The organism is Nocardia sp. NBC_01377 (assembly GCF_045040005.1).
Lineage (GTDB): Bacteria > Actinomycetota > Actinomycetes > Mycobacteriales > Mycobacteriaceae > Nocardia > Nocardia noduli.
On sequence record NZ_CP109566.1, the window covers coordinates 6,011,605 to 6,027,368 of the forward strand.

Annotated in this window: 16 protein-coding genes and 1 pseudogene; 11 read left to right on the top strand and 6 right to left on the bottom strand. The window is 67.2% G+C overall.

Features of this window, described 5'->3' with window-relative positions; all coding sequences use genetic code 11:
* Positions 1-460 precede the first annotated feature (460 nt).
* From OG225_RS27815 to OG225_RS27835, 5 genes and pseudogenes are all read left to right on the top strand, one after another.
* Positions 461-2,064, top strand: a pseudogene (locus OG225_RS27815) (DEAD/DEAH box helicase); the annotation flags it as partial.
* Between the two features lie 1,497 nt (positions 2,065-3,561).
* The gene (locus tag OG225_RS27820; protein ID WP_405177959.1) at positions 3,562-4,797 is read left to right on the top strand and encodes a hypothetical protein; all 1,236 of its coding nucleotides are present in this window, start codon (positions 3,562-3,564) and stop codon (positions 4,795-4,797) included.
* Positions 4,798-4,849: 52 nt separating this feature from the next.
* The gene (locus tag OG225_RS27825; protein ID WP_405177960.1) at positions 4,850-5,470 is read left to right on the top strand and encodes an acid phosphatase; all 621 of its coding nucleotides are present in this window, start codon (positions 4,850-4,852) and stop codon (positions 5,468-5,470) included.
* A 2-nt stretch (positions 5,471-5,472) separates the two neighbouring features.
* The gene (locus OG225_RS27830; protein ID WP_405183387.1) at positions 5,473-5,964 is read left to right on the top strand and encodes a GNAT family N-acetyltransferase; all 492 of its coding nucleotides are present in this window, start codon (positions 5,473-5,475) and stop codon (positions 5,962-5,964) included.
* 77 nt (positions 5,965-6,041) lie between these two features.
* Positions 6,042-6,740, top strand: coding sequence for an endonuclease V (locus OG225_RS27835; RefSeq protein WP_405177961.1), 699 nt, complete (start codon positions 6,042-6,044; stop codon positions 6,738-6,740).
* Positions 6,741-6,745: 5 nt separating this feature from the next.
* On the opposite strand, the gene OG225_RS27840 is transcribed toward OG225_RS27835, so the two are convergent.
* Positions 6,746-7,171, bottom strand: a complete 426-nt coding sequence (locus tag OG225_RS27840) for a hypothetical protein (RefSeq protein WP_405177962.1) — start codon at positions 7,169-7,171, stop codon at positions 6,746-6,748.
* 127 nt (positions 7,172-7,298) lie between these two features.
* On the opposite strand from OG225_RS27840, the gene OG225_RS27845 reads away from it, so the two are divergent.
* Both OG225_RS27845 and OG225_RS27850 read left to right on the top strand, forming a co-directional pair.
* Entirely contained in the window at positions 7,299-8,261 is a 963-nt protein-coding gene (locus OG225_RS27845; protein ID WP_405177963.1) for a diacylglycerol/lipid kinase family protein, read from the top strand.
* A gap of 234 nt (positions 8,262-8,495) precedes the next feature.
* Positions 8,496-8,750 (top strand): WhiB family transcriptional regulator, encoded by a 255-nt coding sequence (locus OG225_RS27850; protein ID WP_011211115.1) that lies wholly within the window; start codon positions 8,496-8,498, stop codon positions 8,748-8,750.
* 137 nt (positions 8,751-8,887) lie between these two features.
* On the opposite strand, the gene OG225_RS27855 is transcribed toward OG225_RS27850, so the two are convergent.
* Complete coding sequence (locus tag OG225_RS27855; protein ID WP_405177964.1) at positions 8,888-10,402, bottom strand: sensor histidine kinase; 1,515 nt, start codon at positions 10,400-10,402, stop codon at positions 8,888-8,890.
* Between the two features lie 19 nt (positions 10,403-10,421).
* Positions 10,422-10,637: a biotin/lipoyl-binding carrier protein gene (locus OG225_RS27860; protein WP_109528374.1), complete on the bottom strand. Its 216-nt coding sequence runs from the start codon at positions 10,635-10,637 to the stop codon at positions 10,422-10,424.
* 94 nt (positions 10,638-10,731) lie between these two features.
* On the opposite strand from OG225_RS27860, the gene OG225_RS27865 reads away from it, so the two are divergent.
* The gene (locus OG225_RS27865; RefSeq protein ID WP_022597109.1) at positions 10,732-10,806 is read left to right on the top strand and encodes a 50S ribosomal protein bL37; all 75 of its coding nucleotides are present in this window, start codon (positions 10,732-10,734) and stop codon (positions 10,804-10,806) included.
* Between the two features lie 89 nt (positions 10,807-10,895).
* Here OG225_RS27865 and rsrA read toward each other — a convergent pair whose 3' ends face one another.
* Together rsrA and OG225_RS27875 are read right to left on the bottom strand one after the other, a co-directional pair.
* Positions 10,896-11,159 carry a mycothiol system anti-sigma-R factor gene (rsrA, locus tag OG225_RS27870; RefSeq protein WP_405183388.1) on the bottom strand — a complete coding sequence of 88 codons (264 nt, stop codon included), beginning with the start codon at positions 11,157-11,159 and terminating at the stop codon, positions 10,896-10,898.
* Between the two features lie 20 nt (positions 11,160-11,179).
* On the bottom strand, positions 11,180-11,971 hold the full coding sequence (locus tag OG225_RS27875; RefSeq protein WP_405177965.1) for a sigma-70 family RNA polymerase sigma factor: 792 nt from the start codon (positions 11,969-11,971) through the stop codon (positions 11,180-11,182).
* A 222-nt stretch (positions 11,972-12,193) separates the two neighbouring features.
* Between OG225_RS27875 and ybaK the strand changes: the two genes are divergently transcribed.
* The gene (ybaK, locus tag OG225_RS27880; RefSeq protein ID WP_405177966.1) at positions 12,194-12,685 is read left to right on the top strand and encodes a Cys-tRNA(Pro) deacylase; all 492 of its coding nucleotides are present in this window, start codon (positions 12,194-12,196) and stop codon (positions 12,683-12,685) included.
* A gap of 141 nt (positions 12,686-12,826) precedes the next feature.
* The gene (locus OG225_RS27885; RefSeq protein WP_405177967.1) at positions 12,827-13,132 is read left to right on the top strand and encodes a hypothetical protein; all 306 of its coding nucleotides are present in this window, start codon (positions 12,827-12,829) and stop codon (positions 13,130-13,132) included.
* Positions 13,133-13,173: 41 nt separating this feature from the next.
* On the opposite strand, the gene OG225_RS27890 is transcribed toward OG225_RS27885, so the two are convergent.
* Positions 13,174-13,989 (bottom strand): SOS response-associated peptidase, encoded by an 816-nt coding sequence (locus OG225_RS27890; protein ID WP_405177968.1) that lies wholly within the window; start codon positions 13,987-13,989, stop codon positions 13,174-13,176.
* A 179-nt stretch (positions 13,990-14,168) separates the two neighbouring features.
* Here OG225_RS27890 and OG225_RS27895 point away from each other — a divergent pair, with 179 nt between their 5' ends.
* Positions 14,169-15,677: an aldehyde dehydrogenase family protein gene (locus OG225_RS27895; protein WP_405177969.1), complete on the top strand. Its 1,509-nt coding sequence runs from the start codon at positions 14,169-14,171 to the stop codon at positions 15,675-15,677.
* Positions 15,678-15,764 lie beyond the last annotated feature (87 nt).

A 15,764-nucleotide genomic window follows, 5' to 3' on the forward strand; every position in this document is an offset into this window, starting at 1 on the left:
AAGTCCCGTCCCGGTGCGATTCTCGGGTTGTCCGGATTCGTCACCGCGACATGAATTGCCATGTCTCGCACCGGACATCGCTGACCCGATGGCGAGAAGACGCCGATTTGTCCGGAAAATACCGCGGCGGCAATTCGAGCGGTGCACAATATCACGCTACAATCACTACGGACAACGAGAAATTTCGCTCGACCGGAGCTGCCGGATCAGTACCTTTACCGCGTCCAGCGGATGGGTCGTGAAGGCCTTGGACCAGGTTCGGAGCCGGAATTTCTCGGTGTCAGGAAAATGTGCGCGCACCAGATCCGCATCACCGTTGCGCCGCGCCGATGTCCCGGGTCGCTGCCGTATCCACGGCACCCTGGTGACGTCCGGCAGTGGCCCGGGTGAGTATCACAGGCGGATACGTGGTTGTCGTGGACCGACCGGTCCGCCCCACGCCTCGTGCGCGCGTGACGCGATTACGAGGAAGGCACGAACCTGAGCAAGATCACTGTCGAACAGGAACCCGGTCTCACCGACACCCTGTTGACCGCCGAACTGGATGACACACACACCGCACCGAAATTCGCAGAATTGGGAGTTCGCGACGAAATCGTTCGCGCACTCGGCGAGATCGGTATCGAACGCACTTTCGCGATTCAAGAACTGACCTTGCCGCTGGCGTTGGCCGGCGAAGATCTCATCGGTCAGGCCCGCACCGGAATGGGTAAGACTTTCGGATTCGGCGTGCCGCTTTTGCACCGCATCGCGACCGCCGATACCGGAACCACTCCGCTGGACGGCACACCTCGCGCACTCGTCATCGTCCCCACTCGCGAACTGTGCATTCAGGTCACCTCCGACCTGGAGAACGCGAGCAAATACCTTACCAATCACCAAGGGCCGCTGAAGGTGGCCTCGATCTACGGTGGGCGTCCCTACGAGTCCCAGATCGCCGCGCTGCGCGCCGGCGTCGACGTCGTGGTCGGAACGCCGGGACGACTACTGGACCTCGCCAACCAGAATCACCTGATCCTGGGCAAGGTCGGCGTGCTGGTCCTGGACGAAGCCGACGAGATGCTGGATCTGGGCTTCCTGCCCGATATCGAGCGCATTCTCAGCATGGTCCCCGACAAGCGTCAGACCATGCTGTTCTCGGCCACGATGCCGGGCCCGATCATCACCCTGGCCCGCACCTTCCTGACCCGGCCGACGCATATCAGGGCCGAGGAACCGCACGACTCCGCCATCCACGACCGCACCACGCAGTTCGTCTACCGGGCGCACGCGCTCGACAAGCACGAATTGATCGCCAAGGTGCTCCAGGCCGAGGGCCGTGGCGCGACGATGATCTTCACCAGGACCAAGCGCACCGCGCAGAAGGTCGCCGACGAACTGGCCGACCGCGGGTTCGCGGTGGGCGCCGTGCACGGCGACCTCGGTCAGATCGCCCGCGAGAAGGCGCTGAACAAATTCCGCAAGGGTGTGATCGACGTACTCGTCGCCACCGATGTGGCGGCGCGCGGCATCGATATCGACGATGTCACCCACGTCGTCAACTACCAGTGCCCCGAGGACGAGAAGACCTACGTCCACCGGATCGGGCGGACCGGTCGCGCCGGACGCACCGGTGTCGCGATCACCCTGATCGACTGGGACGAGCTGAACCGCTGGGCCGGTATCGACAAGGCGCTCGGCCTCGGCATCCCGGAACCGGTCGAAACGTATTCGCGTTCCCCGCACCTGCTCAGCGATCTCGGCATCCCCGAGGGCACGACCGGCCACGTCCGCAAGGCGAAGCCGGTGGTCCGCGAGGAGGAGGCCGAAGTCGTCGAGCGGCCCGCACGCGCGCCGCGTAAACGCAATCGCAGGCGTACCCGCGCCGGTGAGCCGATGGACGGCGTGGAGAGCACCGGTACCGACACCACCGGTGTCGATAACCGCGGCACCGAGAGCCGCGCGGAGACAGGTGCCGAAGGCGAAGCCGAAGAAGGCGGACAACCGCGTCGCAGGCGGCGTCGGCGTCGTTCGGGTGCGGATCAGGAGGCCGCGGCGAACACCGTCGCCGCCGAGGTGACCTCGACCGAGAACACCGAGGACACCACCGGCGATGACACCGGCGAACAGCCCGCACGGCGGCGTCGTCGGCGGCGCAGGCCCTCCGGTGACGATTCGAGGACTGCCGAAGGCGGTACGTCGGGTCGCGGCGAGTCCGGCGGCGGTTCGTCGAGTTCGGTCGCGAACATCGACACCGTCGCGGTCACCGATCCTTCGGTCGATTCCACGAACAACGGTGGTCCCACCGCGTCGACTCCTGTCGTGAACGACTCGGCGACCTCGGTCGGCGATGTCTCGACCGGTCCCGGCACGGTGACCGGCGCTCTCGACGCAGGCTCGGATGTTCCCGCGTCTGTGAACGGCAAGGCGTCCACCAACGGCGCGATCGTCGCCGACGTCGCGGCGGCTTCGGTCGACGCCACGGCGGCGACCGACGGCACGGGCCTCGCGACGGCCGTCATCGACAGGCCCGAGACGGTCGTTGACGTCACCGCGGCGAGCACGGCGGTCGAGGCGACCACGGCAGTGGTGACCGATGACGCGGTGGCCGAGAAGCCGGTCCGCAGGCGGACCAGGAAGGTCACGGCGGACGTCGCCGGAACCGACCCCACCGCCGAACCTGTTCGTAGTCGCAGCCGCAAGGCCGCGACCACCACCGACAAGGCCGTGACCGTTGCCGATGCCGACAGCACGGCGGAGACGGTCGTAGCGCCTACCCGCAGCCGCAAGAAGGCGACCGCACCCGCGGGCGAGGCGACTGTGGCCTCGACCACGACTGCGGCCACGACAACGGACGAGGCGACCACGGTAGCGGCCACGACAACGGGCAAGGCGACCGCAATCTCGACCGCGAAGGCCGCCGAGGCGGCCGAGGCAACGACCGCAGCAGAGGCAGCCGAACCGGCATCGTCTGCGGTCGAGGCCGTACCCGCACGGACTCGCACTCGCAGGAAGACAGCGGTCACCGAGGCCGCGACCCCGGTCGTGGACGACGCCGCCGAACCCGTGGCCGCGAAGACCACGCGCAGCCGCAAGAAGGCGCCCGTGGCGGAAGCGGAAGCGACCGAGGTCACCGCGACCGCCGACGCCGAACCCGCTGCGAAACCCGTGCGGAGTCGCAGGAAGGCGGTCGAGGTCACGGTGGCGAGCGACGAATCGGTCGCTCCCCCGAAAGCCGTGCGCAGCCGTAAGAAGGCGGTGGTGGCCGAGGTGGCCGAAACCGCCGACGTCGCCGAGCCTGCCGAGAAGACGGTGCGCCGTCGGACCCGCAAGGTAGCCGAAGCCACCGACTCGACCGTTACCGAATCGGTGACGACCGAGATCGAGGCACCGGTGAAGCGGCGTCGCACCCGGACGACGGCGGCGAGCCTCGACGCGGCGGCCAACGGTGCGGCCACCACGGCCTCGACCGCGGGCGAGACACCGCGCAGGCGCAGCCGTAAAACCGACGGGCAGGATGTGGTCACGGCCTCGGCGGCGACCACTTCGGCTTAGTTCGGCGGATCCGCTACCCTCGCAATCGTGCTCGCACCCGAGCGGCGAACGCGCGCCGACATCATCTCCGCGGTCGCGATCGCCGTACTCGTACTGCTCGCGGCCGTGGCGGTGTGGGCGCGCGGCGACGCGACCGGCACCGACTCGGTGACGGCGCCGACCCCCGTGTCGGCGCCGCCCGCCGCGGACCGGCTGCCCACCACGCTGCGCGAACTGTGGCATGCCTCCGACAGCGCGGATTCGAGAGCGCTGACCTCGGCCGGAGTGGCTGTCACCGGCGACGACGGCACTGTCACCGGGCGTGATCCGCTGACCGGCGCGCAGGTGTGGCGGTACCGGCGGGATATGCCGCTGTGCGGGGTCGAGTCGCAGTTCGCGATGGTGCTCGCGGTGTATCGCGATCAACGCGGATGCAGTCAGGCGACGCTGCTCGCCGGGGATACCGGCGAGCGGCGCACCTCGCGCAGTAGCTACATGGACGAGACGGTGCGGCTGTCGGTCGACGGCACCTACGCGCTCGCCCAGGGGCCGCGACGCCTGGAACTGTGGCGCTCGGATCTGGTGCGCACCATCGAATACGGCTACGTCGACGCACCGGTGAACGTGAAGACCCAGCCGCGTTCGGGCTGCGATCTGCTCTCGTCGGGTTCGAGTCCGTCCCGGCTGGCCGTGATCGAGCGTTGCCCGCAGGATCCGGTCCGGCGGCTGACGGTGCTCAATCCGGCGCCGAAGGACAATACGGTTCCCGAGGAATACGGCTCACACGTCCTGTCCGGTGTCGGCGCCGACGCCCCGGAGACGCGGGTGCTGGCGGTATCGGACAGCCGCGTCCTGCTGTACATGCCGGGCGGATCGCCCACGGACGCGACCGAAGTCGCGCCGCCACGCCTGGCCGTCTACGACGGCAATGGCAACCCCCTTGTGGTACAACAACTCTCGGCGCCACTGAGCGACAAGGCCACGGCTGTCAAACTCGGGTCGACCTTCTTCGTGTTCACCGGCAACAGTCTGATCGCGTTGAACGGCAGCACCTTCGATCCGCTGTGGGCCGCGCCCGACGTGGTCGGCACACCGGCGATGATGACGGGCAAACTGCTGGTGCCGGTGACCGATGGCATCGCGGTGCTCGAACCGTCGTCCGGCGCGGAGATCTCCCGTATCCCGGTGCCGCGCCCCGGGGCGGACATCTCCCCGTTGTCCCTCGCGGTGCTCGGCACCACGGTCCTGGAGAAGCGCGGGACCGTTCTCTACGCCCTCGGTTGAGCACACGGCCCTGGTCACCACGGCCGACGACGAGACGGCCAGAATGGATGACATGTCCGCACTCTCCACACTCGACGCCGCCCGGGTGGTGTTGCTCCGACACGGGGAGACCTCCTGGTCGAAGCAGCGTCGCCACACCGGACGTTCCGACCTGCCGCTCACACCCGACGGCGAGGCGCAGGCCGAGGCGGCGCGACCGTTGATCGCCGACCTCGCGCTGCGGAATCCCCTGGTGCTGACCAGTCCGCGTCGGCGTGCGGTGCACACCGCGGAACTCGTCGGCCTGACCGACACGGTCGTCGACGACGATCTGGTCGAATGGGACTACGGCGAGTACGAGGGCCTGACCACCCCGCAGATCAGGGAGTCGGCGCCCGGCTGGACCATCTTCACCGGCGACGTTCCCGGTGGCGAGACGGCGGCACTGGTGGGCGCGCGGGCCGATCGCGTACTCGCCTCGGTCGACGCGGTGCTGCCCGAGCGGGACGTGATCCTGGTCGGGCACGGCCATTTCTCGCGGGTGCTGATCGCCCGCTGGGCCGAGTTCGACGTGCGCGAAGGCCGCCGCTTCCCCATGTCCACCGCGGCCGTCAGCATCCTGGGCTACCAGCACGATGTGCGAAGCATCCTGGCGCACAATCTGATTCCCGCAACGAACGGAGACGTGTCGTGACCCTGCCCGAAACAGCCGAGATCCGTCGGGCCACCGAGGCCGACATTCCGGCCCTCGTCGGTCTCGTCCACGATCTGGCCGAATACGAGAAGGCGAGCGACCAGTGCGCTCTCACCGAGGACCAACTGCGCACGGCGCTGTTCGGCCCGGCACCGGCACTTTTCGCGCATGTCGCGGAGGACGAGGCGGAGATCGTCGGGTGCGCCATCTGGTTCCTGAACTTCTCCACCTGGAACGGGGTGCACGGCATCTTCCTCGAGGATCTGTACGTCTCGCCGTGGGCGCGGGGCAAGGGATACGGCAGGGGTTTGCTGGCCGCACTCGCCCAGGAAGCGGTCGACAAGGGGTACAGCCGCGTCGACTGGTCGGTACTCACCTGGAACACCCCGTCGATCACGTTCTATCGATCCATCGGCGCGCAGAGCCAGGACGAGTGGGTCGGCTACCGACTTTCGGGGGAAGCGCTGTCCGCACTGGCCGCGCAGGCACGCTGAGGATCTCGGGCCGCGGGATCGCGTGAGTTGTACGGTGGGACAGGAATATCGCGCCGCCGAGTGAGTCGAGGACACCGATGAAGGTCACCGTGCCCGACGGCTGGCCCGACGACGCGAACGCGGCGAGAGCCGTGCAGGATCGGTTGCGGCCGTTGGTCGTCACGACCGATCCGCGACCGCCGGATTTCCGCGTCGTCGCCGGAATCGACTCGGCCTACGACGATTCCGGCCTGGTCGCCGCCGCCGCGGTCGCGTTGGACGCCCGCACGTTGCAGACCGTCACCTCGGCCGTGGTGCTCGGCACGGCGACTTTCCCGTACGTGCCGGGCCTGCTCGCCTTCCGCGAGGTGCCGACCGCGCTCGCCGCCCTCGAAAGGCTGGACGCGGCACCGGATCTGCTGATCTGCGACGGTCAGGGTCTCGCCCATCCCCGCCGCTTCGGACTCGCGTGCCACCTGGGCATCCTGGCGGGGGTTCCGACCATAGGCGTCGCCAAGAACGCCTGGGGTGAATGCCCCGATCCCGGGCCCGAACGCGGTGACACCGCCGATATCCGGCTCGACGGCGAGGTGGTCGGCCGGGTGCTGCGGACCAGGACCGGGGTGAAACCGCTGTACGTCTCGGTGGGCCATCTCGTCGATCTCGACACCGCGTGCGAGCAGGTGCTGTCGCTCACACCGCACTATCGCCAGCCCGAGACCACCCGCCAGTCTGATCAACTGTGCCGCCGCGCGCTGCGCGAGGCGGTACTGCGCCGCACCGATATCGCGGGCTGACCGGCCTATTCGGGATCCGCGCCGTACTCCTGGGCCATCCACAGGTTGGACTTGGGCGCGAACAACAGCACGAGCGCGCCGATCGCGGCGACGCCGAGCAACGCCCCGAGGACCGGCTGATGGGAGTCGGTGAGCAGCGACCAGGCCACCGGGAGCAGCAGGAGCTGGGCGATGGTCGCGATGGCACGCCCCCATCGGTGACCGAGCAGCAGACCGACGCCCGCGGCCAGTACCGCGCCGCCGAGGATGCCGAACCAGGCCGCCGTGCCGTATCCGCTCGTCTGCGTCTGATCGTGTCCGAGAAGTCCGCGCACCAGGAGTACGACGGCGACGATGACCGCGACCGCGCCTTCGACGGCGACCAGCCCGCCCGCGCCTCGCACCGTCGTCGGCACCCGCGCCGAATCCGTACCTTCACCACTGTCGACCACGGGCCCAGCCTACGAGGAGGCCACCGTGGCGAGCAGCGAGACCACCGGGGCGATCCGGTGGGCACCGTGCCGGGGAGGTGGACGGCGGCTTTTCGGACCCGCCGCGCGCGGCCATTAGGCTGCCAGCGTGCGGACGCTGCTGATCGTGAATCCGAATGCCACCTCGACGACGCCGGCGACCAGGGATCTGCTGGCGCACGCGCTGGAGAGCCGGACACAGCTCACGGTTGCGCACACCCAGCATCGCGGACACGCCGCGGAATTGGCCCAATGGGCATCGACCAACGAAATGGATCTGATCGTCGTGCACGGAGGCGATGGGACGGTCAACGAGACGATCAACGGTTTTCTGCCCCTGCCGGAATTGAACGACGGTCAGGCCTGGCTGCCGCGCCTGGGCGTGATTCCCGGCGGTTCGGCGAATGTCTTCGCGCGCGCACTCGGAATTTCACCCGATCCGGTGACGGCGACCAATCAATTGATCGATCTGCTGACCCTGGAGCGCGACCGGAAGATCGGACTCGGTCTGGCCGACGATCGGTGGTTCACTTTCAGCGCGGGCGTCGGACTCGACGCGGATGTGTGTGAGGCGATCGACAACAGTCGCGCCAACGGTCACGCCGCCACCCCGGCCCGATATATTCGAACAACTGTGCGACAATTCTTCCGGGCCCGGCGCAAGGACCCGACCATACGGATCGAAATCCCGGGATTCGCGCCGGTCGGCAAGGTCCATTACGCCTTCATAACGAACGCGAGCCCGTGGACGTACCTGAACTCGACGCCGGTGCACACCAACCCGGGCACGACATTCGAGACCGGGCTCGGCGTGTTCGCCGTGCGGTCCATGTCGGTCGCGCCAACTCTGTTGCTGGCCCGCCAACTCCTGGCGGCGAATGGAAATCCCAAGTCGCACAATTTATTTCGTGAAGACGACGTGCCGTCGGTGCGGGTCACGACGGCCGAACCGATCGGCCTGCAAATCGATGGCGATTTTATCGGGAAACGGAACGTGGTGGATTTCACCTCCGTGCCGGATGTGCTGGATGTGATCGCGCCGCAGCCGAACAGGGTACGAATCACCCCCTGAAACATCGTGGTTGTGCTGCGAAAACCCGGTGGAGCGAGTACAAAGGACCGGGCAGGGCCCCTATGCGGGGACTTCGTGAGCGTGAGCTTCCCCACGGTGCGCCGTAGACCTATTGACATCTACGGTGTTCGTGAAAGCATTCACAAGCAACCGTGCGGAAACATTCGAGTCGCACAAGTGAACGAACCAGAAACCGTAGGCGCCAATTGTGGCGCCCAGCAAAGGAGCAGAGGAATGGACTGGCGCCACAAGGCCATCTGTCGCGATGAGGACCCCGAGCTGTTCTTCCCGGTGGGTAACAGTGGTCCTGCGCTCGCGCAGATTGCCGATGCCAAGCTGGTCTGCGCTCGCTGCCCCGTTACCGCCGACTGCCTTTCCTGGGCCCTGAAGTCCGGGCAGGATGCCGGCGTGTGGGGTGGTATGAGCGAGGACGAGCGCCGTGCGCTGAAGCGTCGCAATGCGCGCACTCGCACCCGTACTGTCGTCTGATTCGACGATAAGCGCAGGCGGACCATTCAGCCCGGTCCGCCAACGCATTTCGGCCCGGCACCCTTCGTAGGTGCCGGGCTTTCTTATACCGTGACGAGGCGATGATTCGCGGAAAGGTTCTCGGAATTCGACGGAGATCAGCGACCGGAACGACGTCCGAGCGGAACGCGCAGCACCGCGTCGGTGCCGACGTCCGCGCCGGGGTGCAGACCGATGGAACCGCCCAGTTCGGCGGTGACGAGCGTCCGCACGATCTGTAGGCCGAGCCGGTCGGAGGCCTCCAGGCTGAAACCGGGGGGCAGGCCGCGACCGTCGTCACTGATGATGACGTCGAGCCAGCGCGCCGACCGTTCCGAACGTATTGTCACCGTGCCGTTTTCACCCGAATCGAAGGCATGCTCGATCGCGTTCTGCACCAATTCCGTGAGAACCATCACCAACGGGGTGGCTCGTTCGGCGGAGAACACCCCCAACGATCCCGCGCGGCGTACCTTGATGCGGGTGGTGTGCACGGTGGCGACATCGGCCATGATCGGCAGCAGTCGGTCGACGACTTCGTCGAGATCGACTTCCTCGTCCACCGACATCGACAACATCTCGTGCACGGAGGCGATCGAAGTGACGCGGCGCACCGATTCGGTCAGCGCCACCTGCGCCTCCTCGTTCTCGGTGCGACGGGCCTGGAGACGCAGCAGCGCGGCCACGGTCTGAAGATTGTTCTTCACCCGGTGATGGATCTCACGGATGGTCGCGTCCTTGCTCAGCAGCGCGCGATCGCGGCGCTTGACCTCGGTGACATCGCGGACCAGCACCGCGGCGCCCGCCAGTTCGCCGTGCGGGCGTAGCACCAGGGTGCGCAACAGCACCGTCGCGCCGCGCGCCTCGACCTCCATCCGCCTACCCGTCCGCCCGGCGAGCGCGGCCTGGATATCGCCGACCACTTCCTGGGCGTCGAACGGATCGGTGATCAGCGAACGCGTGGTGACGGCGAGATCCTGACCGGCCAGATCGGCTTGAAGACCCATCCGGTGATAGGCGGACAGCGCGTTCGGGCTCGCGTAGACAACGATGCCGTCGGTGTCGAGCCGGATGAAACCGTCACCGGCGCGTGGACTGGAATGGGTGGCCGCGCGATCCTCGGTGGTGGGGAAGCTGCCGTCGGCGATCATCTGGCACAGATCGTCGGCGCAGGCGAGGTAGGCGATCTCCAGGGTGCTGCGCACCCTGGACCGCTGCATATCGGTATCGCGGCTGAGCACCGCGATGACATCGTCGCCGCAGCGCACCGGAATGGCCTCGCGCACGGCGTGCACCGGATGCGGGTGGTAGACGCCCTCGGCCTCCACATCGCTGTCCGAGCGCACCACCGTCCCGGTCCGCAGCGCGTCGAAGACCTGGACATGGTCGCCGTTCATCGCGGTGCTGCCGACCATGTCCTCGAGGTGGACGGTGGCCGCCGTCGTCGGGCGGCACTGGGCGACACACACGATATCGGCGCCGTCGGTGATGGGTCCGGCACCGACCCACAGCAGCAGGTCGGCGAAGGAGAGATCGGCGAGCAACTGCCAGTCGCCCACCACCCGTTGCAGGTGATCCACGGCGACGCCGGGCAGATCGGTATGTTCGGCGAGCAGTTCACTCAGGGTCGACACGTCGGGTCTACCGCGTCACTCAGGAGATCACGGCGATGAGGTCGCCCTGCTGGAGTACCTGGCCGGGCTCCACGGCGATCGAGGTGATCTCGCCCTCGGTCTCGGTGAGCACCGGGATCTCCATCTTCATCGATTCGAGCAGCACCAGGGTCTGGTCGATCGCGACCTTCTCGCCCACCGCGACTTCGACCGTCAGGACCGTCGACACCATCTCCGCGCGTACTTCCTCAGCCATGACACACCTCATTCGTTCGGTCGGGTCCGTATCCGCTGCAGCTACAGCCAACCACACGTGAAAGAATGGCCTTCAATCAGAAGGAGGTCTACTTATGGGTAAGCGCGGACGTAAGAAGCGCAGCCGCAAGGGAAACGCGGCCAACCACGGCAAGCGGCCCAACGCCTGAGCCGCGGCTGCGGCCGAGCGCAACCGAGCGGCCCGCTCCTCCGTCACGGAAGAGCGGGCCGCTCAATTGTTTTCGAATATTTACCGGGCTCATGCCTCGGTGGTCTCGATCCGCGTCACGGTGGCCGATGTGCGAATCTCGAGCGTCAACCGGTCCCGCAGCGAATCCGGCGCGCGGTCACCACCGCATTTACGGCTGAGCAGACCCTTGATCTTCTCCTCGATGCCGTATGCCTCGATACAGGGCGAGCAGGTGTCCATGTGGTGCTGGAGCCGAGCCCTTGTCGACTCGTCGCATTCACCGTCCAGCATCAGCCAGACATCGGCGATCACCGCCGTGCAGTCGAGCTCCATATCGGGGTCCCGCTGATCGCTCACTGCTTGACCTCCTGGCGCTCGCCCCGATTGAATCCACGCTCGCGCGCCACGTCGGCGAGCAAACCCTTCAGCTGCTTGCGTCCGCGGTGCAGCCGGGACATCACCGTACCTATGGGAGTGCCCATGATGTCGGCGATTTCCTTGTACGGGAAGCCTTCGACGTCGGCGTAGTACACCGCCATCCGGAATTCCTCCGGCAATTCCTGTAGCGCCGCCTTGATCGCGTCGTCGGGTAGGGCGTCGAGCGCCTCGACCTCGGCCGAACGCAGACCCGTCGACGTGTGCTCCGCGGTCGCGGCGAGCTGCCAGTCGGTGATCTCGTCGGTCGGATACTGCGCGGGCTGACGCTGCTTCTTGCGATAGGAGTTGATGTAGGTGTTGGTCAGGATCCGGTAGAGCCAGGCACGCAGATTGGTGCCTTCCTTGAAGGATTTGAATCCCTGGAACGCTTTGACGTAGGTCTCCTGCACCAGGTCCTCGGCATCGGCCGGGTTCCTCGTCATCCGCAGGGCCGCGCCGTAGAGCTGGTCGAGCAGCGGGAGCGCGTCGCGCTCGAACCGCCGCGCCAGCGCGGCCTCGTCGACCGGTGCGATGGTAGCCGCATCGTCGCCGCGCGCGTCGCCGACCGTGCTCTCGGTCACCCCGTCGTCGTCGCTCGTCACACCTGTCCCTTCGATCGGCGTACCCGCCAAATCTACCGGCAAGTTCGGATCGAAGGACAATCGCGGGTCCGACGGCGGCGCCTCGGCCCGGACCGGACGTTCGTCGAGCAATACGGGCACCGGCATCTCCCTTCCTGTGATACGACCTGATATCCGTGGCGGGCGCGGGCATCCGACCCGGCGCCTCGCCGGGCGCTCCTCCCGCCGTGGCGGATTCGGTGCGCACTACATGGCTGTGCAACATGTACCGGCCCCGCTGTGTTCCCGGTCGGGCGCCGGTCACGGCAAAAATCATCGCGCACCGCGGGGCCGTCGCCGTTAAGGTGAGTCGCCGTTAAGGTGACCCGTATGGCAGGCGCATCGACCCCCGCGATCCGCACCCTGTCCTCGGCCGGGGTCGAGCACCGGGTCCACGCGTACCGGCACGATCCACGCAGCGATTCCTACGGCACCGAAGCCGTCGACGCGCTCGGCGCGGAACTCGGCGTCGAGGCGGATCAGATCTTCAAGACACTGGTGGTCGAACTGTCCACCGGCGCACTCGCGGTGGCCGTCCTCCCGGTGCCGAACACCCTCTCGCTCAAGGCGGCAGCGGCGGCCTTCGGCGCGCCGAAGGCCGTGATGGCGGACAAGACCAAGGCCGAACGTAGTACCGGCTACGTGCTGGGCGGCATCTCGCCGCTGGGTCAGCGCAAACCGCTGCCGACCGTGGTCGACGCCTCGGCGCTCACCTGGGATCGCGTGCTGTGCAGCGCGGGCAAGCGCGGACTGGAGATCGAACTTGCCCCGGCGGACCTGATCCGGGTCGCCGGTGCGGTGAGCGCGTCCATCACCGCCTGACCCGACCGGTCCCGCCCTCGTCCGGCGCGGTCACGGGCCACACGGACGGGAATGTGCGTTACTGATCTGCGGTGTTACCGATTCGAAGCGTTACCCGTCTACGCAAGGTCCGATTGGTCCGACCCGAGGATGTGATGCGAAATGTTTCGACACCAACGTCTGCGCACCGTGGTCGCCGCCCTGTTCGGGGCGGCGGTACTCGGCCTCGGTTCGCCGGTACTGACCCCGATCGCCGCCGCCGCGCCGCCTTCGACACACGGCGATTCCCCGTTCGACGGCCTCGGCGCCGACGACGCACCGGGTAAACCCGGCACGCAGGAAGAAGCGATGGCGGAGAAGGCCGAGAAATTCGGCGGCGGACTCGCCTCCGAGATCATCGACCTGATCTCCGGTGTCGCGAAATGCGGCCTGAATATCGCGACAGACGCCGTGGACTGCGGGCTCTGACGCTCCGCTGTCCACTGTCCACGCTGTCGAAGGCCGGGTCATCAGAGCAGACGCATCTGCCCGGCCTTCGGCGCGGAGCCGTCGACGTCGGCCAGTAATTCCGGACCGTTGTTCTTCACACTGTTCACCAGCGGCGAGACCGGTCTGGCGACGATGCCCGCCACGGATTCGGGTTCGGGTGTCCGCAACAGTTCGTCCGGCGCGGGATGGTCCGGGTCGAGCCAGGCGTCCCAGTGTGCGCGTGGCATCGGCAGCGGCATGCGGTCGTGGATCGCGGTCAGGTCGCCCACCGCGTCGGTGGTGAGGATCGTGCACGACAGCAGCGGCGAACTCTCCGGCAGCGAACGATCACGCCAGACCGACCACAGTCCGGCCATGTAGAGGCGGGAGCCGTCGGCGTTCGCCATGAAATACGGCTGTTTGGCGGCCTTGCCCTTGGCCCCGTCGCGGCGATCGTCGATACCGACGGCGGGTTCGACCAGCCATTCGTACCAGCCGTCCATCGGCACCAGGCAGCGCCGGTATTTCACGGCGTCGCGGAACGACGCGGTGGTCGCGGCCTTGTCCGCGCGGGCGTTGAACAGCGGTTTGCCCTTCACCGGGACACCGGGTTCGGCGACCTTCGTCCAGACCGGGACCAGGCCCCAGCGCATGCGCCGGATCCGCAGCGCCGGATCGTCGTCGGGATGTGCACGATCGTGGCGTTCGACCACGGTGAGCACCTGGGTGGTCGGGGCGACGTTGTAGTTGGCGTATCCGCTGGTGCCCGCCCGACCGTCACCGTCGGTCTCATCGATGGCGTCCAGCTCGACCGCCAGCCGGCCCGGGTCCGTGGTGGTGGCATATCGTCCGCACATATTTCGATCCTGCCATCCCGTCCCGACAAAGGTCGGAGCCGAAACGGGAGACAATGGGGCATTGTGGTGACCTGGTGAGAGTTTTCGCTTAGCATTCTCTCAACGGAGGGGTTGGATCAGACCCTCCGCTCCGGCACGCGCACCGACCGGCCGCCCACAGGTAAGAGGAGAGTCCCACCGTGACAACCACCGAGGCCACACCCACCGCCCCCGATACGGCGCTGCAGTCGGTCGACCCGGCCACGGGCGAGGTCATCGCGACCTACACGATCGCCGACGAGAACGCGGTGCGCGCGGCCGTCGACAAAGCCCGTACCGCCGCGTCCACCTGGGGTTCGCTCAGCTTCGACGACCGCAGGAAACACCTGCTGCGCTGGTCGAGCCGTCTCGTCGCCGAGTCCGACGAATTCTGCGCGCTCATCCACCGGGAGAACGGCAAGCCGCTCGATGACGCGTACCTCGAGTTGATGCTCGCCCTCGAACACATCGCGTGGGCCGCCAAGAACGCCAAGAAATACCTCGCACCCGAGAAGATCGCCCCCGGCGCGCTGATGTCGAACTTCTCCGCGCGCCTGGAACAGCGCCCGCTCGGCGTGGTCGGTGTGATCGGGCCGTGGAACTACCCCGTCTACACCCCCAACGGCTCCATCGCCTACGCGCTCGCGGGCGGCAACACCGTCGTCTTCAAGCCGAGCGAGTACTCGACCGGTATCGGCAACTTCCTGTCGCAGGCCTTCAAGAAGGCCAATCCCGAACTGCCGGAAGGCATTTTCGAAACCATCAACGGTCTCGGCGCCACCGGTGCCGCGCTCGTCGCCTCCGGTGTCGACAAGATCGCCTTCACCGGTTCCACCGCGACGGGTAAGCGGATCATGGCCGCCGCCGCGCAGACGCTGACGCCGGTGCTGCTCGAATGCGGCGGCAAGGACGCGGTGATCGTCGCCGGCGACGCCGACGTGAAGGCCGCCGCCGACGCGGTCGCCTGGGGCGCCACCGCCAACAGCGGCCAGACCTGCGCCGGTGTCGAGCGGGTGTACGTGGATCGTTCGGTGCGCGACGAATTCGTCGCCGAAGTCAAGCGGATCCTGCAGGATGTCAAGCCGGGTTCCGACAGCAAGGCCTCCTACGGCCCGATGACCATGCCGAGCCAGATCGATATCGTCCGTCGCCACATCGACGACGCCCTGAAGAACGGCGGCACCGCCGTGCTCGGCGGCCCGGAGTCGATCAAGGGCCCGTTCATCGAACCCGTCGTGCTGGTCGACGTCGACGAGGATTCCGAGGCCGTGGCCGAGGAGACGTTCGGACCCACCCTCACCATTCGCACCGTCGACGGGGTCGACGAGGCGGTACGCCTGGCCAACAACTCCAAATACGGCCTGTCCTCCGCGGTCTACTCCAAGAACAACGGGCTGGAGATCGCGCGCCGACTGCGCGTCGGAGCCACCTCGGTGAACTCGGTACTCGCCTTCGCCGCCATCGCGGGACTGCCCTTCGGCGGTGTCGGCGATTCCGGTATCGGCCGGATCCACGGTGAGCCGGGTCTGCGCGAATTCTCCCGTCCGCATTCGATCGCGGTGCAGCGGTTCACGGTTCCCGGCATGGCTCTGCTGAGCTACTCGCGCACCGAATCCACCATGAAACTGCTGCGCAAGGTGGTGCCGTTCCTGCACGGACGTCACAAGTAGGCCGTCGGAGCCGACAATGCCGAGCGGGGCACGGGATCTCGATCCCGTGCCCCGCTCGTCTGCCCGCACCGCGCCATGGTCGTCGCG

Excerpts from the sequence above, each read along its gene's own strand:
- OG225_RS27825 (WP_405177960.1), top strand. The coding sequence starts at position 4,850 with ATGTCCGCACTCTCCACACTCGACGCCGCCCGGGTGGTGTTGCTCCGA.
- OG225_RS27835 (WP_405177961.1), top strand. The coding sequence starts at position 6,042 with ATGAAGGTCACCGTGCCCGACGGCTGGCCCGACGACGCGAACGCGGCG.
- OG225_RS27850 (WP_011211115.1), top strand. The coding sequence starts at position 8,496 with ATGGACTGGCGCCACAAGGCCATCTGTCGCGATGAGGACCCCGAGCTG.
- OG225_RS27860 (WP_109528374.1), bottom strand. The coding sequence starts at position 10,637 with ATGGCTGAGGAAGTACGCGCGGAGATGGTGTCGACGGTCCTGACGGTC.
- rsrA (WP_405183388.1), bottom strand. The coding sequence starts at position 11,159 with ATGGAGCTCGACTGCACGGCGGTGATCGCCGATGTCTGGCTGATGCTG.
- OG225_RS27875 (WP_405177965.1), bottom strand. The coding sequence starts at position 11,971 with ATGCCGGTGCCCGTATTGCTCGACGAACGTCCGGTCCGGGCCGAGGCG.
- ybaK (WP_405177966.1), top strand. The coding sequence starts at position 12,194 with ATGGCAGGCGCATCGACCCCCGCGATCCGCACCCTGTCCTCGGCCGGG.
- OG225_RS27885 (WP_405177967.1), top strand. The coding sequence starts at position 12,827 with ATGTTTCGACACCAACGTCTGCGCACCGTGGTCGCCGCCCTGTTCGGG.
- OG225_RS27890 (WP_405177968.1), bottom strand. The coding sequence starts at position 13,989 with ATGTGCGGACGATATGCCACCACCACGGACCCGGGCCGGCTGGCGGTC.